The sequence below is a fragment of the Actinosynnema sp. NPDC004786 genome, from assembly GCF_053601135.1.
In genome coordinates this window covers 183,389-208,214 of record NZ_JBSGBG010000006.1, presented here as the reverse complement: position 1 = coordinate 208,214, position 24,826 = coordinate 183,389, and the positions used below count along the sequence as shown (strand labels likewise).

The following is a 24,826-nucleotide window of genomic DNA, read 5'->3' as shown; positions in this document are numbered from 1 at the left end:
CGGGTTTCGAGTGTGGAGGTAAGTCCCGCGTGAGTGAGGTACGGACGCGCACCTCCGTGCTCGGCGCACTGCTCGTCACCGGCGTGCTCGCCGTCGTCACGTTCGGCGCCTGGAGCATCTGGGGCGGGGACCCGCTGCCCGCCAGCGCCCGCAACGTGCCGGCGACCGGCGAGGCGGGCCGCCTGGCCGCGGACCCGTTGGCGCTGGCGGACTTCGACTCCGGCACCGAGTCGTACGACAGCGTGCGCGCGTTCTCCGACCTGGTGGAGCTGAACTTCCTCAACGACCTCGAGGTCGAGGTCTACGCCGAAGGGGGCGCGGGCGCGGCCCGGCTGACGCTGTCGTCCCGGCGGCCCGAGGGCCGGGTGCTCGTCGCGGTCGTCCGGATGGCGGACCGCGAGGCCGCGCTGCGCGCCGCCGACCGGCTCGACGGGCTCCAGCAGGAGTTCGGCCTGGAGCGCATCGCGCCCGAGCACGGGATCACCCGGGTGACCCGGGTGGTCGCCAACCCGGACGCCGACCCCGCGCCGCGGCCGACGGTGCGCGCCTTCTACGTGCACCAGGACCTGCTCGTCCGGGTCGAGCTGAACGCCAGGTCGCACGACCTCACCTCCGCGTTCGGGCCCCTGCTCGCCCTCCAGCTGGAAGCGCTGCCCGCCGATGGCTGAGACCAGGACACCCGTCGAGGCGGGTGGCACGACCCTGCCCGGCGTGCGCGTGGTGACCGCGGCCGCCGTCTGCCTGCTCGCCTACAGCTACCTCGTCGGCCTGTGGCCGAGCCGGCACGGGGACACCGGCGACCTCGTCGTCGTGATCCGGGGCTGGGTCAACCAGCCGACCGGGCTCGGCGAGGACTTCGGCTTCCTCGGCACCGCGCTGCTGCTCCTGTCGGCCGGCTACGCGATCGCGGGCGTGGACCGGTGGTCCGTGGCGGTGCGGTTGCTGCGCCGGGTCGCGGCCGCGGTGGCGGGCGCGGTCGTCGTGGGCGCGCTGCTCCTGCTCCTGGGCGCGGAGCCGTTGACCGACGCGGCGGTGATCACGCCGATCGCGGCGGCGGCGTGCTCGGGGCTGCTGGTCGCGGCGCTGCGACCGGTGGAGCGCGGCGCGCCGTGGCTCGCGGTCCTGGTGCGGCTGGAGGTCGCCTGCGCGCTGGTGATGGCGGGCGGTTGGGCCGGCGCGCCGGACGTGCTGCGCGACCTCGGACAGGTCGCCGCCCTGGTGCCGCTGATCGTGCTCGGCGAGGTGGCGTGGCTCGTGCGGGCGGGGCGGCTGACCGCGGCGCACGGCTTCTGCCTCGGCCTGCTCGCCGCGGCGCTGCTGGTGGTGGCCGACGAGGTGACGCCGGAGCTGGCCGGGTACTGGCACCCGCTCGGCGGCGTGCTGGCGCTGCTGGTGTTCCTGATCGCGCTGCCGCGCGGCGCGGCGCTCGCGAGCACGCGGCCCGTGCGCTGGTTGAGCAGTCGCGCGGTGCCGCTGTACGTGTCCGTCCCGGTCGTCGGCTACGCGGTGACCGGCGCGCTGGCCGCCGTCCTGCCGTCATCGCTCGCCGTGGTGGTCGCGGTGGGGTGCGCGGGTTTCGCCGCGGAGGGTCTGCACCGGGTTGTGGAGAAGGTGGCATGACGGCGACCACGCTGGCGCGGCCCGAGGCCGCGGCCCAGGGCACCGGGTACCTGCACGGCCTCGACCTGCTGCGGGTCGTCGCGTCCTGCGCGGTCGTGCTGACCCACCTGACCGCCTGGTTCGCGTTGAACGACCGGGAGTTCTGGCTGTCGACCGCGGTCGAGCAGGGCGTCGTCGACCGGTTGCACCTCAACCCGCGCCTGTCGTTCTTCGGCGTGGCGTTGTTCCTGGTCGTCAGCGGCGTCGTGGTGACGCACGTGGCGAACCGGGAGCGCCCGGTCCAGTTCCTGCGCCGCCGCGTCGTGCGGCTCGTGCCGCTGCTGTGGGTCGTCACGGTGATCGCGTGGGTCCTGATCAACCTCGGTTTCCGGGTGTCGTCCGCCCGCGAGGGGGACCTCGACCTCGGCGACCTCGTCAGCGGCCTGTTCCTCGTCAACTTCCTGCAGACGCCGCAGGTCGCGCTGGTCGCGGTGACGTGGACGCTCCAGGTGCAGGTGGTCTTCTACTGCTACGTCGCGCTGACCATCCCCGTGCTGCGCAAGTGGCCGTGGATCCCGCCGCTGGCCGCCGCTCCCGCGTGCTTCACCGTCCTGCTGATCACCAACCACTTCCCGACCTCGCTCGGCCACGGGATCGGGCAGTTCGGCGCGTACCTGCCGGTGCTCGTGATCGGGCAGCTGATCTCGCTGGTGCACTCCGGGAAGGTCCACCCGGTCGCGGGCACGGCCATCGCCTCGGCGCACTTCCTGCTGTTCGTCTGGACCGACAAGGTGGGCGGCTACACCGAGCAGGGCGACGCGGTGCCGCGCACGCTGCTGTTCGCCGTGCTGCTGACCGTGCTGCTGGTGGCCGCGAGCGGTCCGGTGAGCCGGTCCGCGCTGATCCGCGGTTGGTCGAAGCGGACGTACGCGATCTACCTGATCCACCTGAGCGCGATGTACCCGTTGTACGACACCCTGATGCCGCACCTGGACCCGACCCTGGTCGTGGTGGTGGGGCTGGTGGCGGCCGCGGTGGCCGCCGAACTGCTGCACCGCCTGGTCGAGATGCCCGCCAACCGGGTGATCCGCAGGTGGGAACGGCGCGAGCGAACGGGCGAAGCCGGTTCAATCACGGGGAGGACACGAACGTAGGCGGTTCGTTACCATACGCGCGGCACGGGCGGTTAGTGGAAGGGTTGAGCCCCTGGACGGCCGGAGTTCGCTGAGCGGGCGGGAGCCTGCCGAGAAGACCCGCATCGCGTTCATCGACATCGGTCGCGGGCTCGCCGCGCTGCTGGTTTTCTACAGCCACCTGGCCGAGCAGTGGATCGCCAAGCGCGAAGCGGGCCCCACGCCTGTGATCGACGTGGTGGACGCGGTCACCAGCGATCCGATGCACATGGGGTTGCAGGGCATCGGCCAGGTCGCGGTGCCGTTCTTCTTCCTCGTCAGCGGGTACGTGGTGACGCCGGTGGCGCTGCGCCAGGGCGCCCGCGGGTTCGGCCTCAACCGCCTGGTGCGCGTGTACGTGCCGATGACGTTCGTGGTGCTGCTGACCGCGGCGGTGATCCTGCTCGGCGGGAGGCCGCTCGGCGGCGGCAACGAGCCCGTGATCACGTGGTGGACCGTGGTCACCAACGCCCTGACGATCAACTACCTGATCGTGCCGCAGGTCGTGATGGTCGGCGTGGCGTGGACGCTCGTGGTCGAGGTCATCTTCTACGTCCTGCTGGTGGCGCTGCTGCCGGTCATGCGGCGTGCGCCGTGGCTCGCGATCTCGGTCCAGCTGGTCTTCATCTTCGTGGTGATGATGACCAACCGGCAGTTGGGCCCGTCGTGGCTCGTGTTCGCGGTGAACGTGTCGTACCTCGCCATCCCGCTGATCGGGCAGATCGTCTGGGCGACGACGACCAAGCGCGTGCCGCTGTGGCTCGGCGGGGTGTTCGCCGGCGCCGCGTGGGCGCTGTACGTGCTCGCCGACCACCTGAAGTTCGGCAGGCTGGACGCCTCGTACAACCTGGCGCTGGCGGTCGCGGTGCTGTGCTTCCTGATGGGGATGTTCGCCGAGCCGCGGCTCGTGGAGCGGCGGATCTGGGTGGGGCTGTCCGAGCGCAGCTACTCGATCTACCTGCTGCACGGCCTGGTGGCGTTCACGGCGCTCGACCTCCTCCGGCCGCAGGTGCCGCTGTGGCTCGCGGTGCCGATCGCGATCGCGGTGACGTTCGGCGTGGTGGAGCTGAGCTACCGGTACGTGGAGAAGCCGAGCCACGTCCTCGCGCGGCGGCTGGCCCGCAAACCCGCGCCCAAGCCCGTGCCCGAGCCCGCGGAGCCCGAGTCGGACCTCGACGACGACCTCGACAACGATCTTGAGGACGACTTCGAGGACGTGGAGGAACCCGAGGACGCCGCCGAGGACGCGGAAGACGCCGAGTGGCCGGACGACGAGCCGGAACCCGTCCGCGAGGAACCGACCGAGGTGCTGCCCCGGGTCCGGTCGAACCGCCTGCGCACCCCGCCGCCCCAGCGCCGGCCGCCCTTCGCCACCCGGCCGCAGGGCCCGCCCGTGCCCCGCACGCCTCCGCCGCGCAGCCAGCCCTCGCGTCCCGACGCGCCCCGACCCGACGCCCCGCGCCCGCCGGCCCCGCGACCCGACGCGCGTCCCCACCCGCCGCGTCCCGAGCCCGCTCGCCCCGAGACCCCGCGTGCCGACGCGCCGCGCCACCCGGCGGCCCGCCCCGAACCACCCCGCCCCGAAGCGCCCCGACCCGAACCACTCCGTTCCGAAGCATTCCGGTCCGCAGCACCGCGTCCCCAGCCACCGCGCACCCCGGCGCGGGACGTCCCCCTCGACCGCGCCCCGGTCCCCGGCCCGCCGGCACCGCGACCGCCGCTCGCCCGTCCCGTCCCGGCGCCCGGTCCGGCCGAGGAGACCCGGCACCTCCCCGCCGCCTGGCCGGCCGACGAGCCGGAGCCGGAGGAGGTCGCGCCCCGGCGCAGGCGGTTGCGCGACGACAGCGGGCCGGTGGTCACCGTGGCGTCCCTGCTGGAGAACCACGCCCGGGAGAACGGGCGCCGGCGTTAGCGCGGCTGCTTGGCCAGCTCCTCGGCGATGACGTCGATGACCGGCGGTTCGAGGACCGGGTCCAGCCCGCTGACCAGCAGCCGCTCCGCGGCTTCGAGCACCACGACGTCGGTGGCGGCGAGTGCGCGCGCGACCTCGCGGGCGTTGCCGGAGAGGCGTTCGACGTGGACCATCGTGAGGTCGGTGAAGCAGGCGACCAGGTACTGCCCGGCGTAGTAGGAGAACGAGTCGCCGAGCAGACCGACCTTGGCGTCGACCACGCCCTTCGACGGCGGCTGGGTGAACCGCTGCGGCTTGGGGTCGGGGGTGATCTCGCGGCTGCGCACGGTGCTGCCGTCCGGCGCGAGGTCGTAGGACTGGATCGGGTCGGTCGCGGTCCGGCCGAGCAGCGGGGCGAGGTCGCCCTCGCGGTCGATCACGTTGGTGGGCCGGACCTTCCAGCCGCGCGAGGTGCCCGGTTCGATCGTGTCGGTGATCACGCGCGCCATGACCAGGCTGCCGTCGTGCGTCCAGTGGCTGTCGTACTTGGGGTAGGGCAGCCGGTTGTTCAGCTTGGCGGTCTCGTGCATGCGCGACCGCAGGTCCAGCGCGCCCGTCTTGGCGGACAGGTCCTTCCAGAACTCCTCGGTCGCCTTGGCGTGGCAGTCCTTGCCGAAGTACTTCGACGGCAGGTACTGCGGCACCATGGTGCTCTTGTTCGGCGCGACGACCAGCACGAACCGGCGACCGGACGACTCGACCGCGCGACGCAGGCGGGCCAGCCGGGCGTGCACCTCGGCGATCGGGATCAGCGGTTCGCAGGCGCCCTCGACGTCGTCGCCGAGGAACAGCCAGTCGTCCTTGCCCTCGATCGCGTCCACGAACGCCGTCGGGGTGGGTCGGTCGAGGGACGGGTCCTTCGGGGCGACCACCACGCCGACCTCGTCCTGCGACCGGTCGAGCTGCGGCGCCTCGCCGAACACGCCGCGGCTGACGCCGTCCGCCACCGCCACGGCCTTGTCGCGCAGCGGCACGTGGTCGCTCGCCCACGCGTTGAGCCCGGTGAAGAAGCCCCAGCCGTCGGTGATCGACGGGAACGCGGCGAGCCTGCGGTTCTCGAACTCGGCCGGCCGCACGCCGACGACCAGCAGCATCGCGGGCGTGCAGAAGAAGATGACGGCGAGGGTCAGCGCGGTGCGCTGGCGGCTGCTGTGCCGAGGCCGGTAGAGCGCGTGCTCGCGGGGGAGCAGCGACTCGGGCACCGCCGGGAGGTTCTTGGCCGGGTCGATGCTCACGCGGACAGCGTAGTTGGCGGCCATGTCACCCGTTCGCGGTTCACCGCAAGGTGGTGATTCGCACGGTGCCCGCCGGGCAACCCGCCACCTGTGGCGGACGTCTACCCGGGTGACAGGAGAGCCGATGCGGCGGAGGACCGGTATGTGGCCCACTGTGATCCTGGTCACCACGGGCGGGCTCGCTTTTATAGTGCGAACCGTTCGCGTCCTGCGATCCGCATCGAAATCGGAAGGTGGGCGACCCCGTATTGAGACCGCCCCGCCGGCCTAGTCCCTATGGCGGCTTGTCCGCTTGCCGTACGATCATTTCCGGGTCGAACGACCTGTGCCTGCTAGGGGACCTCAGAACAGAGGTAGGTGCGTCATGGATCTCGCACTCAGCAAGGTGATCGAGCTGCGCGAAAGCGGCTTCCAGTTCCTGCACCTCCGCGACGAGGACGGGCAGCTGGACCGCATCATGGCGTTCAAGCAGCGCAGAGGGTTCATCGACTCGATCTTGTTCTGGTCGGAGACCGAGGCCCGCGCGGGCCGGCTGCCGGCCGTGCGGGACAGCCGGCGCGCCGCCCAGGCCGTGTGGATTTACGAGGGACCGCTGGTCGAGGCCGTGGACCGGCTCCTGGACCTGCCGGAGCCCGGCTCGCGCAACGCGCCGACGCTGATGAAGAAGACGGCGTCGGACCTCGCGGTCGTGACCACGCTGCCGTTCAAGCTGAAGCTGCCGCCGGGCGCTATCGCCTAGCCCCCTTCGTTCACGTCACCCGCCGCACACACAATGCGGCGGGTTTCGGCGTTTTCGTCACTGTCAGTGATATTTGTTGTTTTTCGCAGAACTTTCGCGGGACCCGTCCGGGGAGCCTCGGACCGCGCGCCAACAATGAATATTCACCCTCGGCGCGGGGACACCAAACCTGATTCATAGGCGAGCACGACGAGTTGCGCGCGGTCCCGCGCGCCCAGTTTGGTCATCACCCGGCTGACGTGGGTCCGGGAGGTGGCCGGACTGATCACGAGGTGCGCGGCGATCTCGTCGTTGGACAGGCCGGCGGCCACGAGCGCCAGCACCTCCCGCTCCCGCGCGGTCAGCTCGCGCAGCGCCCGGGGGTCGGGACGCCGGTGCTCCGGACGACTCGCGAACTCCTCGATCACCTTCCGGGTGACACTCGGTGCGAGGAGCGCCTCACCCTCCGCGACGACCTTGAGGGCGTGCAGCAGCTCCACCGGGTCGGTGTCCTTCAGCAGGAAGCCCGAGGCGCCGGCGCGCAGCGCCTCGAACACGTACTCGTCCACGTTGAAGGTCGTCAGCACCAGGACCTTCACGTCCGGCAGCTCGGCGCAGATCCGCCGGGTGGCGGCCAGGCCGTCGACGCCGGGCATCCGGATGTCCATCACCACGACGTCCGGCCGGTGCTCGTGCGCCCGCCGGACGGCCTCCTCGCCGTCACCGGCCTCGCCGACGACCTCGAACCCGTCCTCGGTGTCGAGCAGCAGGCGGAAACCCGCGCGCACCAGCGCCTGGTCGTCGGCCAGCACCACCCTGATCACCACGAACCTCCCACGGTAGGACCGCCCTGACGGTGAAGCCCCGGGTCGACGGCCCCACGTCCAGCGTGCCACCGAGCGCCTCCACCCGTTCCCGCATGCCGCGGATGCCGGAGCCCGCGCCCTGGGGCGGCCGGTCGCCGCCGCCACCGTCGTCGGCCACGGTGAGGACCAGCGCGTCCTCGGTGCGCTCGAACGAGATGACGACCTCGGACGCGTCCGGCGCGTACCGCATCGCGTTGGTCAGCGCCTCCTGCACCACCCGGTACGCGGCGGCGTCCACGGGGGCGGGCAGCGGCCCCGGCGTGCCGACGACCCGGGCCGCGGGCACCGGCCGCACCAGCTCGTCCAGCCGGTCGAGGCTGGGCGCCGGCGTCGTGCCCTCGCCGGTGCGCAGCACGCCGAGGGTGGCGCGCAGGTCGTCCAGCGCGCGACCGCTCGCCTCCTTGATGGCCCGCAGCGCCTTGACCGCCTCCTCGGGGCGGCGGTCGGCGACGTGCGCGGCGACGCCGGCCTGCACGTTGATCATGGCGAGGCTGTGCGCGACGACGTCGTGCACCTCGCGCGCGATCCGCAGCCGTTCCTCTTCCACCTGGCGGCTCCGCTGCTCGACGACCCTGGTGCGGCGCAGGGACAGCACGGCGACGGCGGGCGCGACGATGAGCGGACCCCAGTGGCCGGTCAGGTAGTACAGCCAGGTGGACACCCCGGTCACCGCGATCACGGCGACGGGGAAGCGCTTGCGCCAGACCAGCGGCGCGAACGTCGCCGCGAACCAGACCCACGCCAACCACGCCACGGCACGACGGTACGGGAGGCCACGCCGGTCGGCGTCGGTCCGCAGGCGCTTCCCGCCGGTACGTCGACCGTCGTACGGCACGCCCCACAGCCCACCTGAGGGGGTGAAGTAATCCACTCCGGGGGATGAGCGGGCTTGAACCGCGACCCCCGGTTGCGACACTTTGCCGCCCATGAACCTCAGGAAGACCATCGCGGGAGCCGCGGTCACCCTCGGCGGCGCGGCCGTCCTGCTCGGCCTCGGCGGCACCGCGCAGGCGGTCGAGGTGGGCGCCCACACCACGCCCGACGTCGAGGGCGAAGTGGGCCGGGTCGCCACGGTCGGCGACATCGTCCGGGTGGACACCGCCGACCCGGCCGGGCCGGTCGTCCTCGGCCCCGTCGCCGCGGGCCAGGACGCGGGCGCGCCGCTGGACGTGCGGCTCGAGTTCCTCGGCGGCTGACCCCGACCCGGTCCGCCGGGGAGGTTCACCGAGAAGCCGGAACGGTCCCGACCCCCTCCCCCTCGGGCCGGGGCCGTTCCAACCTCGCGGCGACGGCCCGGCCCGGCGGGCGGCTACCGGCCGACCGCGTAGCCCTGCGCCCCGCGCGCGTTGGCGGCGGCGCGCAGCAGGCCGTCGCGGGAGTCCCGGGACACCGCGGACATCCGGCCCAGCGCCCACGGGCCCGCGTCCACCACCGCGTGACCGCGGTCGCGCAGCTCGTCCAGCGCCGCCCGGCCGAGGCGGGACTCGACCACGACCTCGCCCGGCGTCCACGACCGCGGGTAGAACGAGCTGGGGAACGCGTTGGTGTGCCACATCGGCGAGTCGATGGCCTCCTGGAGGTTCATCCCGCCGGCGGTGTGCGCGAGCCAGAACCCGAGCTGCCACTGGTCCTGCTGGTCGCCGCCGGGCGTGCCGAACCCGAGCGCGGGCAGGCCGTCGCGCAGCGCCAGCGTCGGGGACAGCGTGATGCGGGGCCGCTTGCCCGGGGCCAGCGAGTTCGGCAGGTCCGGTTCCAGCCAGAACATCTGCGCCCGGCTGCCGAGGCAGAACCCCAGCGAGGGGATCGTCGGCGAGGACTGGAGCCAGCCGCCGGACGGGGTGGCCGACACGATGTTGCCCCAGCGGTCCACCACGTCGACGTGGACCGTGTCGCCCTTGACCGCGCCGGTGCGGGAGACCGTGGGTTCGCCGAGCGCGCCGCCGTCCTCCTCCTGCCCGGCGAGGCGCGGGCCGCGCAGCACGTGGCCGGGCAGCCGGGCCGCGACCGCGCCGGGCGAGCCGGGCCGCAGGTCGAGCGAGGCGTGGTCGCCGACGAGTCGCCGCCGCCGGTCCGCGTACTCCCGGGACAGGAGCAGGTCGAGCGGCACGTCGCCGGTGTCGCCGTACCACGCCTCCCGGTCGGCGAACGCGAGCTTCGCCGCCTCCACCGCGAGGTGCACCGTCTCCGCCGTCGGCACGCCGTCCACGTAGGAGAGCCGGTCGGCGAAGCCCTCCAGCAGCAGCAACTGCTGCAGCAGCACCGGTCCCTGGGTCCACGCCCCGGGCTTCACCACGGTCCACGGCCCGAAGTCCACCGACACGGCGTCCTCGTAACCCGCCTCCCACGACGCCATGTCCTCGCCGGTGAGCACCCCGGCGTGGTCGGCGCCGGAGTCGTCGCGGTGCGCGATCCGGGCGAACTCGTCCACCTGCGCCGCCACGAAACCCTGCGACCACGCCCGCCGCGCCGCGTCGATCTGCGCCTCGCGGTCGGCGCCCGCCGCCTCGCCGGCGGCCAGCAGCCACTCCCAGGTGTCGGCGAGCCGGGGGTTGCGGAAGCGCGTCCCGGCGGCGGGCGGCTTGCCGCCCGGCAGCCACAGCGCCGCCGACGACGTCCAGTGGTCGCGGAACAGGTCGGCGACCGTCGAGATGGTGAACGACACCCGCTCCAGCAGCGGGAACCCGTCGCGCGCGTACCCGATCGCGTAGCCGAGCACGTCGCGCAGCGACTTGGTGCCGTAGTCGCGCAGCAGCGTCAGCCAGCCGTCCCACGCGCCCGGCACGGTGGCGGCCAGCAACCCGCTGCCGGGCACCAGGTCGAGCCCGAGCCCGCGGTAGTGCCCGATGGTGGCGCCGGCGGGCGCGACGCCCTGGCCGCACAGCACGCGCGGCGCGGTCTCGCCCGCCGCGGCGAACACCACGGGGACCTCGCCGCCGGGCCCGTTGAGGTGCGGCTCCACCACCTGCAGCACGAAGCCGACGGCGACCGCGGCGTCGAAGGCGTTGCCGCCGTCCTCCAGGACGGCCATGCCCGCGGTGGACGCGAGCCAGTGCGTGGAGGCCACCATGCCGTGCGTGCCGGCCAGCTCAGGTCGGGTGGTGAACACCCCGTCAACCTACGTCCCGCGCCCCGGTTTTGTTACCCCGGCTAACGAGATGTCTCCTGAAGATCCGCTGAACCTCACCTCGCCTGGTCCGGGACGCGCAGGTCGCGGCCCAGGCCGTGGAGCACGAGGCCGGCCCGCGCCACCGCGTCCGGGTCGAGGTGGTTGCGGGTGTCCAGCACCGTCGAACCGGCCATCGCGGACGCCACCAGGCCCCAGTCGAGCGCGCGGAACTCCGGCCACTCGGTCAGCAGCACCACCGCGTCCGCGTCGCGCACCGCCGCGTACGGCGAGTCCACCACGGTCATGCCCGCCAGCGGCCGGTCGATCCCGGGGTCGTGGGCCACCAGCTCCGCGCCCTCGAACGCGAGCAGCTCGGCCACCGCCAGGGCGGGCGAGTCGCGCAGGTCGTTGGTGCCCGCCTTGAACGCGAGCCCCAGCACGCCCACGCGGGCGCCCGCCAGCGGCCCGATGGCGCGCCGCAGCTTGTCCACGACCCGCCGCTGCTGCCGCGCGTTCGTCTCGATGGTGGCCCTGACCAGCGAGAAGTCCACGCCGACGGCGTCGGCGATGCGGACCATGGCGTGCGTGTCCTTGGGCAGGCACGACCCGCCCCAGCCGGGTCCGGGCTGGAGGAACGACTGGCCGATGCGCTTGTCGTGGCCCATGCCCTCGGTGACGGAGGTGACGTCGGCGCCGACCAGCTCGCACAGCTCGGCGACCGCGTTGACGTAGGACAGCTTCATGGCCAGGAAGCAGTTGGCGGCGTACTTGACCATCTCGGCGCTGGCCGCGTCCATCAGCACGGTGGGCGCGCCGAGCCGGGTGAACAGCGCGGCGACGCGTTCGGCGGCCCGCGGCGAGCCGGCGCCGACCACGATCCGGTCGGGGTGCAGGAAGTCGCGGACCGCGCTGCCCTCGCGCAGGAACTCGGGGTTCGAGACCACCGCCACGTCGTCGCGCCCGAGCAGCGCCGCGACCCTGGTCGACGTGCCGACCGGGACGGTGGACTTGCACACCACCACCGCGTCGCGGGGCAGCACGTCGCGGATCTCGGCGGCCACCGCCTCGATGGCGGCGAGGTCGGCCGCGCCGCCCGCGCCCATGGGCGTCGGCAGGCACAGGAACACCACCTCGGCGTCGGCGACGGCGTGCCGCGCGCCCTCCACGAACTCGAGCCGGCCCGCGGACCGGCCCTCCACGACCAGGTCCGCGAGACCGGGCTCCAGGATGTCGACCTGCCCGGCGCGCAGCCGGGCCACCTTCAGCGCGTCCACGTCGGCGCACACGACCCGATGCCCGAGGGAGGCCAGGCACGCCCCCGTCGTCAGGCCCACGTAACCCGTTCCCACGACCGCGATCCGCCGGACGAACATGGCACGACGGTGACACCCGAAGTTGGCCGTGGGTCAAACACCAGGCGTATGCGGAGAGTGAGGTGGGTAGTCCCCTGGGGGTACGGGGAAACACCCCTCGCGGCGGACGCGGTTTCGCCTGGACAAGGGCAAGGTCGTGGGTATGGAACTCGTCCTCATCTCGCTGCTCTTCGCGGGGCTGGCGCTGCTGGCGGCCGTGCCGTTGGTCGCATTGCTCCACTTCTCCGCGCGCCGGGGGCTGAACGACCGTTAACCTCCTGGTCCCAGGACAGGAGGAAGCATGGAGATCTCGGGTACCGCGGCGATCGTCACCGGCGGCGCGTCCGGTCTGGGCCTCGCAACCGCGCGTGCGCTGGCGGCACGGGGTGCGGCGGTGTTCGCGCTGGACCTCTCGACCGACCACGCCCCGGACGTGGAGGGCGTCACGTACCTGGCGGCGGACGTCACCTCGGAGGAGGACGTCCAGGCCGCCGTCGACACGGCCGCCGGCTCCGGCTCGCCGCTGCGGGTCGTGGTGAACTGCGCGGGCATCGGCCCGTCGGCGAGGACGGTGGGCAAGTCCGGCCCGCACCCGCTCGACCTGTACCGGAAGGTCGTCGACGTCAACCTGGTCGGCACGTTCAACGTGCTGCGGCTGGCCGCGGCCGCGATGGGCAAGACCGAGCCGCTGGAGCACGGCCAGCGCGGCGTGGTGATCAACACCGCGTCGATCGCGGCGTTCGACGGGCAGATCGGGCAGGTGGCCTACGCGGCGTCGAAGGCCGCGGTGGTCGGGATGACGCTGCCCGCGGCGCGTGACCTGTCGTCGGTCGGGGTGCGGGTGATGACGATCGCGCCGGGCATCGTGGACACGCCGATGCTCGCGACCGTGTCGGAGGAGTTCCGGGCGGGCCTGGCGGCGGGCGTGCCGTTCCCGAAGCGGCTGGCGCAGCCGGAGGAGTACGCGCGGCTGGCCGTGTCGATCGTGGAGCACGACTACCTGAACGGCGAGGTCATCCGCATGGACGGCGCGCTGCGGATGCAGCCCAGGTAGCGCTACCGGTCGCAGTCCTCGACCAGGGTGGCCACGGCCGTGCCCGGCCGGTGGGGGCAGACCCGCGCCGTCGCGCCCCTCGGCCGGGCCGGGCTAGAGGTCCCCGGCGAACGGCAGGTCGTCCATGGCGTCCGACGTCATCCACAGCCGCAGGGTGTGGGTGGCGCGGACGTCGTCCTCGTTGTACTCCAGCAGCCGGCGGCGCTGGGCGGGGTCCGGCGGCCTGCCGTCCATGCCCACGGCGTCGCGGTACCAGCGCATCGAGTTCTCGCCGCCCGCCTCCGGGTCCCGCCAGCGGAACCCGGCGACCGGCGCGATGGTCTTCAGGCCCTTGCCGTGGGCGCACAGGAACTGGTCCTGCACGATGCCGAACAGGTCCACCCACGAGTCGGACGTGATGAACTCCCGCACCTGCGCCACGGTCGGAATGCCGGGCTGCCCCTTGAACCGCTCGGCCGAGCCGAGCAGCCAGCGGTTCTCCGCCAACTCGTTGTAGCAGTACGCCTTGAACGACAGCCCGCGCGCCCGGGCCCGCAGCCGGATGCCGGTGAGCCAGCCCCAGAACTCGGCGAACGACCGGGCCTCGTCCGCGCACGGCAGCGGGTCCCACGTGGCGAACGCCCGGTAGCCGGGCTCCTCGCCGACGTCCTGCCCGGACAGCCAGCAGCCCCACATGTACGCGCCGAGGTCGCCGAAGCTCTCCATGTCCACGTCGACCTCGACGTCGGCGCGCGGCACCTCCATGCGGGACACGCGGCGCACCACGGTCAGGTCGCGCAGCCACGCGCGGGCCAGCACGACCGCGTCCGAGTGCAGCATGCCGACCAGCGGGACGAGCTGCTCGGCCGGGTCCAGCGCGGCCAGCTCGTCGACCGTGGTCACACCGGCCTTGCGCAGCGCCACGGCGTCCTCGCCGCGCACCACCAGGCTGACGTCCCGGGCGGCCTTCAGGTCGGCCTCGCACACCGGCCACCACGGGCAGCTGCGGCACTCCACGATCCGGGACGGGCGGGCCAGCGGGTCGGCGCCGGTGGCGGCGGCGGTGGCCACCGCGAGCCGGTCGGAGAAGCGGTTGTCGTACTCGGCGAGCGCGGTGCGCCCGGCGGGCCACGTCGGCGCCTCCAGGTCGTGCCACACGACGACGTCGGCGTCCATGCCGATGACACCGCCGGTGGCGCGGCCACGCGCGGCGAAGCCGGACGCCTGCAGCTGCCGCTGCGCGTGGGCCAGCCGGAGCTGGTCGCGCGGCTGGGGCCGGACCTTGCGCAGCGGGTCCACCCGCGCGCCGCCCGGCAGCGGGTGGGACAGCGGCGACGTGCGCGCGCCCTGGCCGGGGTCGCTGACCTTGTGCCGGACCACGAGCACCGGCACGTACCCGGTCTTCTCCTTCACCAGCAGGTCGATGCCGCCGCGGCGCCCGCCCAGCGGGTCGCGCGGCAGGGCGGCGCCCCAGATGAACGGCACGCCGGCCTGCATGGCCTCGGCGGTCACGCGCTCCCGGTCGGCCGAGGGCACGTCCTGCGGGATCTCCAACAGGTCGGACCCGACGACGCGGCCCAGCGCCGCGGCGACCGCGCGCCGGTGGTCCTCGGCGTCGGCCTTGCGCTGCTGACCGGTGGGGTCCGGCGGCAGTGTCGGCACGTCGCGCATGGTGGGATCGTGTTCGAGGTGCACCCGCCGCCGGCAACGAGTGACCACACCGGCGTCGAGCTGCACCTGGGAAGTCACCGGTGCAGCGTATGACGCCGGGCGCGTCGTCGTGCCGGCAACCTCGCGGAGTCGAGTCGATCTTTTGCCCGGACGGCTCTAGGGTCTGGGGTGAGGAGGTGCGGCCGTGGCACGGGCGAAGGGCAAGGGGTTCACCCCCGGCAGGGCGAAGAACCTCGTGGGCGTGGCCAAGGTGCTGGCGCCGGCGTTGATCCCGGTGGTGGCGCCGGTGGCGGCGCGGGCCGCCGCGTTGCTGAGCGACCGCTACGACCACTTCCGGGCGTCCCGGTTGGGCGTGCCGGTGGACCAGCTCACCCGGTACTCGGGCAAGGGCGCGCGCCTGCACGCCCGGATCGTCGGCTTCGGCGAGGCGCTGGACCAGCTCCGCGGCTCCGACGCGGCCTACGTCGAGGGCGTCGAGAAGCGGCTCGCGCAACTGCTGGCCGCCGTGCGGGCCTCGGAGCGGATGCCCGCGCCGCGGCGCCGGGCGGCGCACCGCGCGATCTCGGCCGACCTCGACGCGATGGAGGCCGACCTGCTCAAACGCCTCGGCGTGTGAGCTGCTCCACCGCCCGGTAGGCGGTCTCCTCCGGGCCCATCTGGGCGGTGACCTCCTCCATGACCTCGGCGACCCGCTCCTCCCTCCGGATCAGCGGGTCGCTGCGCAGGTCACGGGCCAGCGACACGCACAAGCCGACCATGACGACCAGGAACGGCAGCGCGGCGATGATGGTCAGGTTCTGCAGGCCGGTCAGCCCGCTCGACCCGCCGACCAGCAGCATCACCGCCGCGACCAGGCCCGTGAGCACGCCCCAGAACACCACCACGCCCCGGCCCGGCCGGATCGAGCCGCGCTGCGACAGCGTGCCCATCACCACGGACGCGGCGTCCGCGCCGGACACGAAGAAGATCGCCACCAGCACCATCACCACGATCCCGGCGACGGTGGCGAGCGGGAACTGGTCGAGCAGCCCGAACAGCTGGCCCTCCGGCGACGACGCGCCCGCGAGGTCCGCGCGGTGGCGCTGCACGAAGATCGCCGTGCCGCCGAACACGCAGAACCACACCAGGCTGACCAGGCTCGGCACGCCGATGACGCCGGCCACGAACTGCCGGATCGTGCGGCCCCGGCTGATGCGGGCGATGAACATGCCGACGAACGGCGTCCAGGAGATCCACCACGCCCAGTAGAAGATCGTCCAGCCGGACAGCCACGCCTGCGTCGCGTCCCCGCCGGACGCGGCGGTCCGGCCCGCCATGTCGGCCAGGTCGCGGAAGTAGTCGCCGATCGCGGTCGGCACGAGGTTCAGCACGAACACCGTCGGCCCGACCACGAACACGAACGCGGCCAGCACCACGGCCAGCACCATGTTGACGTTGGACAGCCACTGGATGCCCTTGGCCACGCCGGACACCGCCGACGCGACGAACGCCGCGGTCAGCACGGCGATGACGCCGACCAGCACGCCGTTGCCGACGTCGCCGAGCCAGCCCGCGACCCGCAGGCCGCTGCCGATCTGCAACGCGCCCAGGCCGAGCGAGGTGGCCGACCCGAACAGCGTCGCGAAGATCGCCAGCACGTCGATCGCCCGGCCGGCCGGTCCCGCCGCCCGGCGCCGCCCGAGCAGCGGCGCGAACGCCGCGCTGATCAGCTGGCTGCGGCCGCGGCGGAAGCTGCCGTAGGCGATGGCCAGGCCCACCACCGCGTAGATCGCCCACGGGTGCAGCGTCCAGTGGAACAGGGTGGTGGCCATCGCGGTCTGCAACGCCTGGTCCGTGCCGCCCTCCACGGTGCCCGGCGGCGGCTGCACGAAGTGCGTGAGCGGCTCGTTCACCCCGTAGAACATCAGGCCGATGCCCATGCCCGCGCTGAACATCATCGCCACCCACGAGACCGTGCGGAACTCCGGCTGCTCGTCGTCGCGGCCGAGGGGGATGCGGCCGTAGCGGCTCGTCGCGAGCCAGAGGGCGAACAGCACGAAGCCCGACGCGCTGAGCACGAACGCCCAGCCCAGGTTGGCGATGACCCAGGTCAGGGCCGCTTTCGACGCGCCGGCCAGCGAGGCCGTGCCGAAGATGCCCCACGCGACGAACGCCAGCGTGACGACGGCGGCGACGCCGAAGACCGCTCGGTCCGTGCGCCCTGGCCGATCCGCCCTCGGATCACCGGGCAGGGGTTCGTGGACGGGTTTGCTCTCGTGCGTCACGGGTACCCGATACCCCCGTTCGGCGTAGGGGAAACCCCAGGACGGCCGTAGGGGCTCACGCCACCGTCGTGCGACCTCCTACGCTCTGGGGTGTGACCAGCCGGCCCGCTCCGACCCGCCTCGCGCGGGCCGCGCTGCTGGCCGTCACCTCGGCGGCGCTGAGCGTGGCCGCGCACGGCGCGGCGGGCGGTTCGGTCACCGAGTTCGCGCCCGCGCTGCCGCTGACCGTGCTCGTCGCGTTCGCGGGCACGGCGCTCGCCGAGCGCGGACGCCGCCCCTGGACGATCCTGGCCGCGCTGGGCGTCGCCCAGGTCGGGCAGCACGCGCTGCTCAACCTCGGCCACCACGCCGCCGAGCGCCCCGGCCTCGGGTTCGGCCCGACCGCGATGACGGCCGCGCACGTGGTCGCCGCCCTGCTCACCGGACTGCTGCTGGCCCGTGCCGACGCCGTGCTGCACGCGCTGGCCACCGCCGTCACCCGGCTCCTGCCGCCGCCGCCCGCGCCGCCCGCCCCGGTCGGCGAGTGGTGGGCGCTCACGCCCGCGTCGTCGGCGAACACGCTGGTCGACGTGCTGCGGCGGCGGGTGCACGGCCGCCGCGGTCCACCCGGTTCCTGACCACCCGAGTCCCCCAACACACGTCCTCTGGTCTCAGGAGCCACAACTTCATGTCGACACATCGATTTGGCGCGCGCACGCTCGCCAAGGGCGGCGCCGTGCTCGCGACCGCCGCGTTCCTCTCCCTGACCACCGCGGGCCCGGCGTCCGCGCACGTCACCGCGTCCACCCCCGGCAACGCCGTGCAGGGCGGGTACACCAAGGTCACGCTGCGCGTGCCCAACGAGCGGCCCGACGCGGGCACGGTGAAGCTGGAGCTGACCCTGCCCGCCGAGTACCCGCTGGCCTCGGTCAGCACCAGGCCGACGCCCGGCTGGAAGGTCGAGGCGGTCAAGGAGAAGCTGGCCACGCCGGTCAAGAGCCACGGCCGCGAGGTCACCGAGGCGGTGCGCACGGTCACCTGGACCGCCGACCCGGGCACCCGCATCGAGCCCGGTCAGTTCAACGAGTTCGACCTGTCCATCGGGCCGCTGCCGGACAACACCGACAAGCTCGTCCTGCCCACCAAACAGACCTACGACAGCGGCGAGGTCGTGGACTGGAACGCCCCGCCGCCCGCCGAGGGCAGCGAGGAGCCCGAGCGCCCCGCGCCCGTGCTGAAGCTCGTCGCGAAGAGCGGCGACGACGACCATGGCGACGCCACGGCCACCGCGGTCGCGGACGACGGGCACGACGACGCCGCGGCCGGCGCGACCGACGACACGGCCCGCTGGCTGGGCGGCGCGGGCCTCGTGGTCGGCGCGCTGGGCCTCGGGTTGGGTGCGGGCGCCGTGCTGCGGTCCCGCCGCGCGGGCAAGCCGACGGCATGAGGCGCGTCGTCTCGCTGCTGCTGACCGGCTTGCTCGCGGGCGGGCTCGCGCTGGCCACGGCCGCGCCCGCGTCCGCGCACAACGTGCTGATCAGCAGCGACCCGAAGGACGGGTCCTCGCTGGAGACCGGGCCGGCGACGGTCACGTTGACCTTCGACCAGCCCGTGCAGGCCGGCGAGAAGTTCAACACGATCACCGTCACCGGCCCCGAGGGCACGCGCTGGGAAGCGGAGGGCGAGCCGACGGTCAAGAACAACAGCGTCGTCTTCCCGATCCGGCCGCTGGGGCCGGCCGCCGAGTACACCGTCGGCTACCGGGTCCTGTCCGCGGACGGGCACCCGGTGACGGGGTCGCTCAAGTTCACCCTCACCAAGGCGGGTGACGGCACGCCCGCGCCGGCGGCCCCGGCCGACCCGGACGCGGGCTCGTCGTCGTCCGGGTCCGGCGTGCCCATCTGGGTGTGGATCGCGGCCGCCGCCGTGCTGCTGGCCGGTGGCGCGTTCTTCGCGGTGCGCGGCGGCTCGGGCGACGCCAAGGAGAACGGCGGGCGATGACCGCGAACCGGACCACCACCACCGCCGGCCGGTACTGGGTCGTGGGCGGCCTGCTGGCGGGCGGGGTCGTCGGCGTGCTGTTGGGCCTCGGCCTGTCCACCGCGCCCGCCGCGGTGGGCGTGGCCGAGGCCGGGGTGGTGGCCCGGTTCGCGCAACCGCTGGTGCGGACCCTGCTGGACGTGGCGGCGACGATCGTCGTGGGGCTCTCGCTGCTGCCCAAACTGCTCGGGTTCACCCGACCGGCGCTCACCGAGCCGGTGCTGCGGATCGCCCGGCCGGCCGCCGTGGTCGCCGCGGCCGTGTGGGCTTTCACCGCGTTGTTGTCGATCGTGCTCCGGGCGTACGAAACGCGTCCGGACGCGGAATTGACCATGCCCATGGTCGTGGATTACGTCCAGCGCGTGGGGGCCGGTCAGGGATTGCTGTTCAGCGCGGTCTGCGCGCTGGTGTACCTGTGGATCGGCATCATGGCCGTGCGCCGCGGTGAATCGGTGCCGGCGGAATTGCGCATCCTGATCGCGATGTTCGGTTTGCTGCCCCTGCCCGTCACCGGTCACGCGTCGAACTGGAAGTACCACGACTACTCCATGATCTCGATGGAGTTGCACGTGTTGGGCGCGGCGGCGTGGACGGGCGGATTGGCCGCGCTGGTGGTGCTGGTCGCGCACCGGCGCGGTCTGCTCGCCGACGCGCTGCCGAAGTTCTCGAAACTCGCCACGGTCGCCTTGGCGCTGGTGTCCGTCACGGGATTGTTCAACGGCGTGCTGGAACTCGCGTTGAACCCGGTCGTCGGCCTGCCCGGTTCGTTGTTCACCACGTCGTACGGGCTGGTGCTGGTCGGCAAGGTCGTGTGCGCCGCCCTGCTCGCGGTGCTCGGCGCGAACATCCGGTGGCGGTTGCTGCCCCACATCGCCCAGCACAAGGCGACGGCGATCGTGGGCTGGGCCGCCGTGGAACTGGCCGTCATGGGCATCGCTTTCGGGTTGGCCGTCGTGCTCTCCCGCGCGCCGGTCGCCTGACCCGCGACGCGTCGTCGAAAAGGGGTGTGCGGGACTGTCCCGCACACCCCTTCCGCTTGTCCGGCCCCGGTCGAACGGATTGCCTCGTGGCGAGCGAATCCGACGAGAAGGGGCCAGGAGATGCCACGCCGACAGAGCACCGGTCGCCACCGCCTCGCCACCCCGGCGCGGGACCGGGAGCACCCCACGAAGGCGCTGCTGCTGTTCGCCGCGTTCGCGCTGACGGTGGTGGCGGCGTTCCTGCTCGGCCACCAGCAGGGCGGGGACGCGGCCATCGCCGAGCCGCCCGTGTCGCGAGCACCCGCGGACCTGGTCGAGGACCCGGCTGAAGACCCGGCCGATGACCCGGCCCAGCCGACGACCCCGTCCGAACCCGAGCCGGCCGAGCCGACGCCCGCCGACGAGCCAGCCGCCGACGAGCCGGCCGACCAGGAGCAGGCCACCGAGGAGCCGACCGCCCAGGAGCCGATCGCCGAGGAGCCGCCCGCCGAGTCGGTCACCGCCGACGAACCGGCCGCTGACCTGCAGCCGGTCGACCAGGCACCGGTGCCCGCCCCGCAGCCGCAGAGCCCTCGGCCCGCGACGCCGCAGCCGGTGACGCCGCAGCCCGTGTTCGAGGTGCTGGCGGACCGCTCCCGCGAACCGGAACAGGCCGAGGAGCCGGTCGAACCGGTCGAGCCGAACCCGGAGCCGGAGCCGACCCCGGACGACCCGACCCCGCCGACCGCGACCCCCGAGGTGCACGAGACGCGGGTTCCCGAGACGCCCGAGGTGTACGGGACGCCGGTGGACGAGACCCCTGAGGTGTACGGGACGCCGTACGAGCCGACCGCCCCGGAGACCTACCTCGTCCCCCTGGACCACGACCTGAACCCCGTCCCGTGCCCGGACTCGGACGCGGTGGCGGACGGGGCGCGCCCCGACTTCCCGACGCCGATCCTCGTCGGGCCCGACGCCGACGGCCCCTTCACGATCCTGCCCGCCGGTCGCTGAACAACCCAACACCACCGAAGGAGCAATTCCTCATGCGATTCACCCTGCCCGGAAAAGCCGCCGCCCGAATCGTCGTCCTCGCCGCCGCGGTGATCGGCGTGGCGTTGTTGGGGATGTCCACCGAGCGCGGCACCGCGGTCGAAGTGGAACTCGTCGCGGCCAAGAAGTCCACGTCGCAGCAGGCCGACGACGAAACCCGGCGCAAGATCGTGGAAACCGCCGAGAAGGAGATGAACAGCAGCCGCAACAAGGAAACCGGCGTCAACTGCAACGCCTACAGCCCGGACGGCCGGTGCCAGGCCTGGTGCGCCGACTTCACGAAGTACGTCTGGGGCAAGAGCGGGGCCAAGACCGACGGCGTCAACTCGATGGCGAAGAGCTTCAAGGATTACGGCCTGAAGAACAACACGTGGAAGGCCGGGGCGGGCGTGAAGAACGTCAAGCCCGGTGACGCGGTCACCTACCGCCTCAACGACAAGAACTCCGGCAACGACCACGTCGGCATCGTCACGGCCGTCGACAAGAAGACCGGCAAGATCACCGTGATCTCGGGCAACAGCGGCGACAAGATCCGCAAGGTGACGATCGACCCGAAGAAGTCCCAGGTGACCGGTTACGCCTCGCCCGTCGAGAAGAAGAAGGCCACCAAGAAGACCGACGCCAAATCCGACACCAAGAAGACCGACACCAAGAAGAGCGACGGCAAGAAGACGGACTCCAAGAAGAGCGACACGAAGAAGACCCAGCCGAAGAAGGCCGAGGACACCAAGCCCGGGCAGGTCGAGCCCGAGGGCCCGGTGATCCTGCACGAGTCCCAGGTGACCACCGCCTACGGCGTCATCGGCTGACCCCCGACCACCTCACCCACGGAGACCCACCATGACGTCCACCACGACCTCCCGGACCGGGCGCGCCCTGGGCGCGGCGCTCGCCCTGGCCGTCGCGCTCGGCGCGCTCGTCGGCCTCGCCCCCGACGACCGGGCCGGCGCCGACGGCGCCACCGCCACCCCCGTGCCCGTCGCGGCCAAGGAGCCGCTCCGCAGGGTCAAGGCGAGCGCGAAGATCGACCAGACGCACTGGGAGCGCGTGCCGGGCCTGGGCGGCGCCACCTGCGTCAAGACCAGGATCCAGGGCACGATCGCCTACGAGTACGTCTGGGCCCCGCCGCTGCGCCCCCGACCCGACAAGCCGGCGAAGACCTACCCCTCGCTCAACCGGACCACGATCGTGTCGCCGCAGGTCACCGTGTCGGCGTGGTCCCGCTGCTCCGGGTCGGGCCGCAAGGCGGTCAAGCTGAGCGGCGCGTCGTTCGAGCAGCGGTGGCTCAACGGCAACCAGTGCAGCGCGAGCGGGTTGTCGCTGAGCGTCGGAGGTCCGCCGTGGGCGGCCTACGTCGGCACGACGATCAACTGCGGCGAGTCGTCGGTGCTGGGCCGCAAGAGCGACTTCGCCAAGGTCGACAACGACTTCCGCGAGTCCAACAGCAACGTCCGGATCGACGTGCACGGCAGCGCGCTGAAGCGCAAGGGCAGCCCGGACACCGGCGAGTGGTACTGCGCCCGGGTCGAGGTCGGCGGCCGGGTGACCAAGTCGAACAGGAACGACAACTTCGCCCACACGTTCTACCCCTGCCTCCGCCTCCCGGCGGGGCGCAACCCCTGACGGGTGATCCGCGGGGCGGTGGCCGGCGGTGCCCCGGCCACCGCCCCCGGATTGTCGGACCCCTGTGCTGGGGTGCACCCATGGCTGATGCACCGATCCTCGTCCTGGGAGCCACCGGTTCGACCGGCCGCCGGGTCGCCGCGCGGCTCGCCGACCTGGGCCACGCCGTGCGCCGGGCGTCCCGCCGCGGCGACGTGCGCTTCGACTGGACCGACCCCGGCACGTGGCCGGCCGCGCTGACCGGCGTCGAGCGGGTGTACCTGATGGCGCCGCACGAGCTGCCGATCGACCCGGCGTTCGTGGGCGAGGCCGTGGCGCGGGGTGTGCGGCGGTTCGTCCTGCTGTCCTCCCGCGGCGTGGTGGAGATGCGCGACGAGCGGCTGCTCGCCGCCGAACGGCTGGTGCGCGGGTCCGGGGTCGGGTGGACCGTGCTGCGGCCGGACTGGTTCAACCAGAACTTCGACGAGGGGTTCTTCCGCCCGTCGGTGCTCGCGGGCGAGCTGGTGGTGCCGCTCGGCGAGAAGGCGCAGACCTTCGTGGACGCCGACGACATCGCGGCCGTGGCCGTCGCCGCCCTGACCGGGGACGGGTACGAAGGCCGGGTGTACGAGGTCACCGGGCCGGAGGCGTTGTCGTTCCGGCAGGCCCTGGCCGTGATCGGGGAGGTGACCGGCCGCCGGGTCGAGTACCGGGGCACGGCCGACGACTACCGCGCGGTCGTGCCCGCCGAGACGGCCGAGCGGCAGATCCGGGCGTGGGACGCGCTGGGCGACGGCGAGCCGACCGACGTCGTCGCCCGGGTCGCCGGGCGGGAGCCGACGCGCTTCCGCGACTACGTCACCCGGGCGTGGGACGCGGGCGCGTGGCGCGGGTAGGCGTCGGCGAGTGGTCCGTTCGGTGCGACGAACTGCTCCGGACGCCCTAGTCGGTGACCAGTCGCGCGGAAGGGTCCTCGCGGAGCCGGGTCAACGCCGCCATCGCGTCCTGACCACGCCGTTCGAGCTCCTTGGCGTCGATCCAGCCGTTGGCGAAGTACCGGTAGTCCTGCGCGAGCTTCACCAGTTCGGCCAGGTAGTTCGCCGAACGGCGGCGGCGTTGCTCGTCGAACGACGCGAGCAGCGGCAGCTGGGTGTCCACGACCTCGTCCAGCATGCGGGCGGCTCGCAGGGCGCGCTTCACCCGCCGTCGCCGCACCACCGGCAGATTCCCGACCACGCACACCTCGCCGACCCCGTCGCGCATCCGTCGTTGCCTGAGTCGTCGGACGCCCGCCGAGTGTTACGGATCTGTTTCCCCACGCCCGCGCGGTCAGCGGTAAGGGGCCCAGCGGGTCGTCGTGTCGCCCGCGCGCAACGCCTTCAGCCGGCTGCGCAGCTCGTCGCGCACACCGGGGTGGCTGCGCATGATCGGCAGCACGCTCGTGGTCAGCTTCAGCTCCCTGACCTCGCGCAGCACCGGGAAGCCCGACCACTGGACCACGTCGAACCCGTACTCGTCGGCGAGCTGCCGGTACCACTCGTCCGGGTGACCGAAGCGGGCGACGCCGACCGGCAGGGTGCTCAGGTCCCACTCGCGCGGCCCGACGCTGGTCGAGTCGAAGTCGCAGATCACCGGCCCGTCGGGGCTGGGGATCAGGTTGCCCAGGTGCGCGTCGCCGTGCAGCACGCCCTGCGGCAGCACGGTCCGCAGCTCGGCCAGGCGGGCGTCGGCCTCGGCGCACCGGTCCTCCAGGAACCGGCGGTCCGGCCCGGACAGCTCCTCGGCGTCGGCGATGCGCCGGCGCACGTCGTCCAGCGGCGCCCAGCGCGGCAGGTCGAACTCCGGCACGGGCAGCGCGTGCACCTGCCGCAGCACCCGCCCCAGGTCACGGCCGTCGACGGGCCGGCCGCCGGAGGGCACCGTGTGCCACAGGGTGGCCAGGTGGTCGCCCACCTCCAACGGCTGCGGCACGTCCTCGACCAGCCGCACGGCGGGCACGTCGTGCGAGGCGAGCCAGCGCGCGACCTCGACCACCTTCCGGGCCCGGTGCCGCAGGTTCATCGAACCGACGATCCGCACCACCACCCGGTCGCCGGGCAGGTCGAACACGGCGTTGCTGGTGAACTTCACGAGCCGCGCGTCGCGGTGCGCGAGCCCCAGGTCGGCGCACAGCCGTTCGAGCACGGCGGTCAGCGCGGCCGAGGTGAACCTGCCGTCCACCGACCC

25 protein-coding genes are annotated in these 24,826 nt (G+C 73.2%); 16 read left to right on the top strand and 9 right to left on the bottom strand.

The window, feature by feature from the left end:
* Positions 1 to 29 precede the first annotated feature (29 nt).
* The 4 genes from ACWEFJ_RS07765 to ACWEFJ_RS07750 are packed head-to-tail and all read left to right on the top strand — an operon-like array spanning position 30 to position 4,683.
* Positions 30 to 668 (top strand): hypothetical protein, encoded by a 639-nt coding sequence (locus tag ACWEFJ_RS07765; protein ID WP_378086447.1) that lies wholly within the window; start codon positions 30 to 32, stop codon positions 666 to 668.
* Positions 661 to 1,620 (top strand): hypothetical protein, encoded by a 960-nt coding sequence (locus ACWEFJ_RS07760; RefSeq protein ID WP_449713251.1) that lies wholly within the window; start codon positions 661 to 663, stop codon positions 1,618 to 1,620. The genes ACWEFJ_RS07765 and ACWEFJ_RS07760 overlap by 8 nt, the downstream gene beginning before the upstream one ends.
* Positions 1,617 to 2,753, top strand: a complete 1,137-nt coding sequence (locus ACWEFJ_RS07755) for an acyltransferase family protein (RefSeq protein ID WP_449713250.1) — start codon at positions 1,617 to 1,619, stop codon at positions 2,751 to 2,753. Before ACWEFJ_RS07760 ends, ACWEFJ_RS07755 begins: the two co-directional genes overlap by 4 nt.
* A 13-nt stretch (positions 2,754 to 2,766) precedes the next feature.
* Positions 2,767 to 4,683: an acyltransferase family protein gene (locus ACWEFJ_RS07750; protein ID WP_449713267.1), complete on the top strand. Its 1,917-nt coding sequence runs from the start codon at positions 2,767 to 2,769 to the stop codon at positions 4,681 to 4,683.
* Here the strand turns inward: ACWEFJ_RS07750 and ACWEFJ_RS07745 are convergent.
* A complete protein-coding gene (locus ACWEFJ_RS07745) occupies positions 4,680 to 5,957 on the bottom strand; it encodes an alginate O-acetyltransferase AlgX-related protein (protein ID WP_378086441.1) in 1,278 nt (425 codons plus the stop codon). The genes ACWEFJ_RS07750 and ACWEFJ_RS07745 overlap by 4 nt on opposite strands.
* A 364-nt stretch (positions 5,958 to 6,321) precedes the next feature.
* Between ACWEFJ_RS07745 and ACWEFJ_RS07740 the strand changes: the two genes are divergently transcribed.
* A complete protein-coding gene (locus tag ACWEFJ_RS07740; protein WP_378086439.1) occupies positions 6,322 to 6,696 on the top strand; it encodes a hypothetical protein in 375 nt (124 codons plus the stop codon).
* Between the two features lie 143 nt (positions 6,697 to 6,839).
* Here the strand turns inward: ACWEFJ_RS07740 and ACWEFJ_RS07735 are convergent, their stop codons facing one another.
* A complete protein-coding gene (locus tag ACWEFJ_RS07735; protein WP_378086503.1) occupies positions 6,840 to 7,499 on the bottom strand; it encodes a response regulator in 660 nt (219 codons plus the stop codon).
* Entirely contained in the window at positions 7,396 to 8,295 is a 900-nt protein-coding gene (locus tag ACWEFJ_RS07730) for a sensor histidine kinase (protein WP_449713249.1), read from the bottom strand. Before ACWEFJ_RS07730 ends, ACWEFJ_RS07735 begins: the two co-directional genes overlap by 104 nt.
* Positions 8,296 to 8,467: 172 nt before the next feature.
* On the opposite strand from ACWEFJ_RS07730, the gene ACWEFJ_RS07725 reads away from it, so the two are divergent.
* Complete coding sequence (locus ACWEFJ_RS07725) at positions 8,468 to 8,737, top strand: hypothetical protein (protein WP_378086435.1); 270 nt, start codon at positions 8,468 to 8,470, stop codon at positions 8,735 to 8,737.
* A 113-nt stretch (positions 8,738 to 8,850) separates the two neighbouring features.
* On the opposite strand, the gene ACWEFJ_RS07720 is transcribed toward ACWEFJ_RS07725, so the two are convergent.
* A complete protein-coding gene (locus ACWEFJ_RS07720; RefSeq protein WP_449713248.1) occupies positions 8,851 to 10,647 on the bottom strand; it encodes a gamma-glutamyltransferase family protein in 1,797 nt (598 codons plus the stop codon).
* 74 nt (positions 10,648 to 10,721) lie between these two features.
* Positions 10,722 to 12,020, bottom strand: a complete 1,299-nt coding sequence (locus ACWEFJ_RS07715) for a UDP-glucose dehydrogenase family protein (RefSeq protein WP_378086431.1) — start codon at positions 12,018 to 12,020, stop codon at positions 10,722 to 10,724.
* Between the two features lie 280 nt (positions 12,021 to 12,300).
* Here ACWEFJ_RS07715 and ACWEFJ_RS07710 point away from each other — a divergent pair, with 280 nt between their 5' ends.
* Positions 12,301 to 13,053, top strand: a complete 753-nt coding sequence (locus ACWEFJ_RS07710) for an SDR family NAD(P)-dependent oxidoreductase (RefSeq protein WP_378086429.1) — start codon at positions 12,301 to 12,303, stop codon at positions 13,051 to 13,053.
* A gap of 93 nt (positions 13,054 to 13,146) precedes the next feature.
* On the opposite strand, the gene ACWEFJ_RS07705 is transcribed toward ACWEFJ_RS07710, so the two are convergent.
* Complete coding sequence (locus ACWEFJ_RS07705) at positions 13,147 to 14,781, bottom strand: TM0106 family RecB-like putative nuclease (protein WP_449713247.1); 1,635 nt, start codon at positions 14,779 to 14,781, stop codon at positions 13,147 to 13,149.
* Between the two features lie 106 nt (positions 14,782 to 14,887).
* On the opposite strand from ACWEFJ_RS07705, the gene ACWEFJ_RS07700 reads away from it, so the two are divergent.
* Positions 14,888 to 15,319: a DUF6474 family protein gene (locus tag ACWEFJ_RS07700; protein WP_378086426.1), complete on the top strand. Its 432-nt coding sequence runs from the start codon at positions 14,888 to 14,890 to the stop codon at positions 15,317 to 15,319.
* Here the strand turns inward: ACWEFJ_RS07700 and ACWEFJ_RS07695 are convergent.
* The gene (locus ACWEFJ_RS07695) at positions 15,300 to 16,967 is read right to left on the bottom strand and encodes a BCCT family transporter (RefSeq protein ID WP_449713246.1); all 1,668 of its coding nucleotides are present in this window, start codon (positions 16,965 to 16,967) and stop codon (positions 15,300 to 15,302) included. The two genes, ACWEFJ_RS07700 and ACWEFJ_RS07695, sit on opposite strands and share 20 nt — an antisense overlap.
* 92 nt (positions 16,968 to 17,059) lie before the next feature.
* On the opposite strand from ACWEFJ_RS07695, the gene ACWEFJ_RS07690 reads away from it, so the two are divergent.
* From ACWEFJ_RS07690 to ACWEFJ_RS07655, 8 genes are all read left to right on the top strand, one after another.
* Positions 17,060 to 17,584: a hypothetical protein gene (locus ACWEFJ_RS07690; RefSeq protein WP_378086422.1), complete on the top strand. Its 525-nt coding sequence runs from the start codon at positions 17,060 to 17,062 to the stop codon at positions 17,582 to 17,584.
* A gap of 50 nt (positions 17,585 to 17,634) precedes the next feature.
* Complete coding sequence (locus ACWEFJ_RS07685; RefSeq protein WP_449713245.1) at positions 17,635 to 18,393, top strand: YcnI family copper-binding membrane protein; 759 nt, start codon at positions 17,635 to 17,637, stop codon at positions 18,391 to 18,393.
* Positions 18,390 to 18,947 carry a copper resistance CopC family protein gene (locus tag ACWEFJ_RS07680; RefSeq protein ID WP_378086418.1) on the top strand — a complete coding sequence of 186 codons (558 nt, stop codon included), beginning with the start codon at positions 18,390 to 18,392 and terminating at the stop codon, positions 18,945 to 18,947. Before ACWEFJ_RS07685 ends, ACWEFJ_RS07680 begins: the two co-directional genes overlap by 4 nt.
* Entirely contained in the window at positions 18,944 to 19,966 is a 1,023-nt protein-coding gene (locus ACWEFJ_RS07675; RefSeq protein WP_449713244.1) for a copper resistance D family protein, read from the top strand. The genes ACWEFJ_RS07680 and ACWEFJ_RS07675 overlap by 4 nt, the downstream gene beginning before the upstream one ends.
* 120 nt (positions 19,967 to 20,086) lie before the next feature.
* Positions 20,087 to 20,959: a hypothetical protein gene (locus ACWEFJ_RS07670; RefSeq protein WP_449713243.1), complete on the top strand. Its 873-nt coding sequence runs from the start codon at positions 20,087 to 20,089 to the stop codon at positions 20,957 to 20,959.
* 32 nt (positions 20,960 to 20,991) lie between these two features.
* Complete coding sequence (locus ACWEFJ_RS07665) at positions 20,992 to 21,807, top strand: CHAP domain-containing protein (protein ID WP_449713242.1); 816 nt, start codon at positions 20,992 to 20,994, stop codon at positions 21,805 to 21,807.
* Positions 21,808 to 21,838: 31 nt separating this feature from the next.
* Positions 21,839 to 22,621 (top strand): hypothetical protein, encoded by a 783-nt coding sequence (locus ACWEFJ_RS07660; protein WP_449713241.1) that lies wholly within the window; start codon positions 21,839 to 21,841, stop codon positions 22,619 to 22,621.
* 80 nt (positions 22,622 to 22,701) lie between these two features.
* Positions 22,702 to 23,496 (top strand): NAD(P)H-binding protein, encoded by a 795-nt coding sequence (locus ACWEFJ_RS07655; RefSeq protein WP_449713240.1) that lies wholly within the window; start codon positions 22,702 to 22,704, stop codon positions 23,494 to 23,496.
* A 46-nt stretch (positions 23,497 to 23,542) separates the two neighbouring features.
* Here the strand turns inward: ACWEFJ_RS07655 and ACWEFJ_RS07650 are convergent, their stop codons facing one another.
* Both ACWEFJ_RS07650 and ACWEFJ_RS07645 read right to left on the bottom strand, forming a co-directional pair.
* Positions 23,543 to 23,863: a hypothetical protein gene (locus ACWEFJ_RS07650; RefSeq protein ID WP_378086407.1), complete on the bottom strand. Its 321-nt coding sequence runs from the start codon at positions 23,861 to 23,863 to the stop codon at positions 23,543 to 23,545.
* Positions 23,864 to 23,929: 66 nt separating this feature from the next.
* A complete protein-coding gene (locus tag ACWEFJ_RS07645) occupies positions 23,930 to 24,820 on the bottom strand; it encodes an aminoglycoside phosphotransferase family protein (protein WP_378086405.1) in 891 nt (296 codons plus the stop codon).
* Positions 24,821 to 24,826 lie beyond the last annotated feature (6 nt).

Excerpts from the sequence above, each read along its gene's own strand:
- ACWEFJ_RS07760 (WP_449713251.1), top strand. The coding sequence starts at position 661 with ATGGCTGAGACCAGGACACCCGTCGAGGCGGGTGGCACGACCCTGCCC.
- ACWEFJ_RS07755 (WP_449713250.1), top strand. The coding sequence starts at position 1,617 with ATGACGGCGACCACGCTGGCGCGGCCCGAGGCCGCGGCCCAGGGCACC.
- ACWEFJ_RS07740 (WP_378086439.1), top strand. The coding sequence starts at position 6,322 with ATGGATCTCGCACTCAGCAAGGTGATCGAGCTGCGCGAAAGCGGCTTC.
- ACWEFJ_RS07725 (WP_378086435.1), top strand. The coding sequence starts at position 8,468 with ATGAACCTCAGGAAGACCATCGCGGGAGCCGCGGTCACCCTCGGCGGC.
- ACWEFJ_RS07715 (WP_378086431.1), bottom strand. The coding sequence starts at position 12,020 with ATGTTCGTCCGGCGGATCGCGGTCGTGGGAACGGGTTACGTGGGCCTG.
- ACWEFJ_RS07710 (WP_378086429.1), top strand. The coding sequence starts at position 12,301 with ATGGAGATCTCGGGTACCGCGGCGATCGTCACCGGCGGCGCGTCCGGT.
- ACWEFJ_RS07685 (WP_449713245.1), top strand. The coding sequence starts at position 17,635 with ATGTCGACACATCGATTTGGCGCGCGCACGCTCGCCAAGGGCGGCGCC.
- ACWEFJ_RS07680 (WP_378086418.1), top strand. The coding sequence starts at position 18,390 with ATGAGGCGCGTCGTCTCGCTGCTGCTGACCGGCTTGCTCGCGGGCGGG.
- ACWEFJ_RS07675 (WP_449713244.1), top strand. The coding sequence starts at position 18,944 with ATGACCGCGAACCGGACCACCACCACCGCCGGCCGGTACTGGGTCGTG.
- ACWEFJ_RS07670 (WP_449713243.1), top strand. The coding sequence starts at position 20,087 with ATGCCACGCCGACAGAGCACCGGTCGCCACCGCCTCGCCACCCCGGCG.
- ACWEFJ_RS07665 (WP_449713242.1), top strand. The coding sequence starts at position 20,992 with ATGCGATTCACCCTGCCCGGAAAAGCCGCCGCCCGAATCGTCGTCCTC.
- ACWEFJ_RS07660 (WP_449713241.1), top strand. The coding sequence starts at position 21,839 with ATGACGTCCACCACGACCTCCCGGACCGGGCGCGCCCTGGGCGCGGCG.
- ACWEFJ_RS07655 (WP_449713240.1), top strand. The coding sequence starts at position 22,702 with ATGGCTGATGCACCGATCCTCGTCCTGGGAGCCACCGGTTCGACCGGC.
- ACWEFJ_RS07650 (WP_378086407.1), bottom strand. The coding sequence starts at position 23,863 with ATGCGCGACGGGGTCGGCGAGGTGTGCGTGGTCGGGAATCTGCCGGTG.